Origin of the sequence: Paenimyroides tangerinum (assembly GCF_003865405.1) — a bacterium.
Lineage (GTDB): Bacteria > Bacteroidota > Bacteroidia > Flavobacteriales > Flavobacteriaceae > Flavobacterium > Flavobacterium tangerinum.
Genome location: NZ_RQVQ01000085.1, coordinates 1 through 1,384, shown reverse-complemented (window position 1 = coordinate 1,384; position 1,384 = coordinate 1). Strand labels below are relative to the sequence as shown.

Here is a 1,384-nt window from a genome sequence, read left to right as displayed (position 1 = left end):
ACAAATTTAAAAGTAGAATAATATAAAATATTATAAAGCACAAATTTAGTCAAAAGACATAAGTCAAAAGTTAAAAGTCTTCGGATATTTGACTTTAAGACCCAAGACTTTGAGACTAGATTAATAGAGCACAATAAGCAAAATAAGGGCGTATGGGGAATGCCTAGGCTCTCAGAGGCGAAGAAGGACGTGATAAGCTGCGAAAAGCTACGGGGATTGGCACACACGAATTGATCCGTAGATATCCGAATGGGGCAACCCACTATGTTGAAGACATAGTACACCGATAGGTGAGCAAACCCGCTGAACTGAAACATCTAAGTAGGCGGAGGAGAAGAAAACAAAAGTGATTCCGTAAGTAGTGGCGAGCGAACGCGGATTAGCCCAAACCAATGTTGTTGAGGCAATATTGGGGTTGTAGGACCACGAGATTTTAAGCAAAGCGAATTAGAATAACCTGGAAAGGTTAACCATAGAGGGTGATAGTCCCGTATAGGTAAGCGATGTATTAGATAGTGGTATCCTGAGTAGGTCGGGGCACGTGAAACCTTGATTGAAACTGGCGGGACCATCCGCTAAGGCTAAATACTCCTGAGAGACCGATAGTGAACCAGTACCGTGAGGGAAAGGTGAAAAGAACCGTGAATAACGGAGTGAAATAGATCCTGAAACCATACGCTTACAAGCGGTCGGAGCCCTTTGGTGGGGTGACGGCGTGCCTTTTGCATAATGAGCCTACGAGTTACCGTTGCTGGCGAGGATAAGTGATTCAGTCACGGATCCGAAGCGAAAGCGAGTCTGAATAGGGCGCTATAGTCAGTAATGGTAGACGCGAAACCGTGTGATCTACCCATGGACAGGTTGAAGCTTTGTTAACCCAAAGTGGAGGACCGAACCCGTTGACGTTGAAAAGTCTTGGGATGATCTGTGGGTAGGGGTGAAAGGCCAATCAAACTCGGAAATAGCTCGTACTCCCCGAAATGCATTTAGGTGCAGCGCTTATAGAGTTTATTAGAGGTAGAGCTACTGATTGGATGCGGGGGTTTCACCACCTACCAATTCCTGACAAACTCCGAATGCTAATAAATGCTTATAAGCAGTGAGGGCATGGGTGCTAAGGTCCATGTCCGAGAGGGAAAGAACCCAGACCATCAGCTAAGGTCCCCAAATGTATACTAAGTTGAAATAACGCGGTTTGTTTGCATAGACAGCTAGGATGTTGGCTTGGAAGCAGCCATTCATTTAAAGAGTGCGTAACAGCTCACTAGTCGAGCGAACGAGCATGGATAATAATCGGGCATAAGTATACTACCGAAGCTATGGATTTCATATTTCTGATATGAAGTGGTAGGGGAGCATTCTAAACTGGGTAGAAGGTGATAGG

At 45.1% G+C, this 1,384-nt stretch carries 1 rRNA gene; it reads left to right on the top strand.

The window, feature by feature from the left end:
* Positions 1–132 precede the first annotated feature (132 nt).
* Positions 133–1,384 (top strand): 23S ribosomal RNA (locus tag EG240_RS16740); the annotation flags it as partial.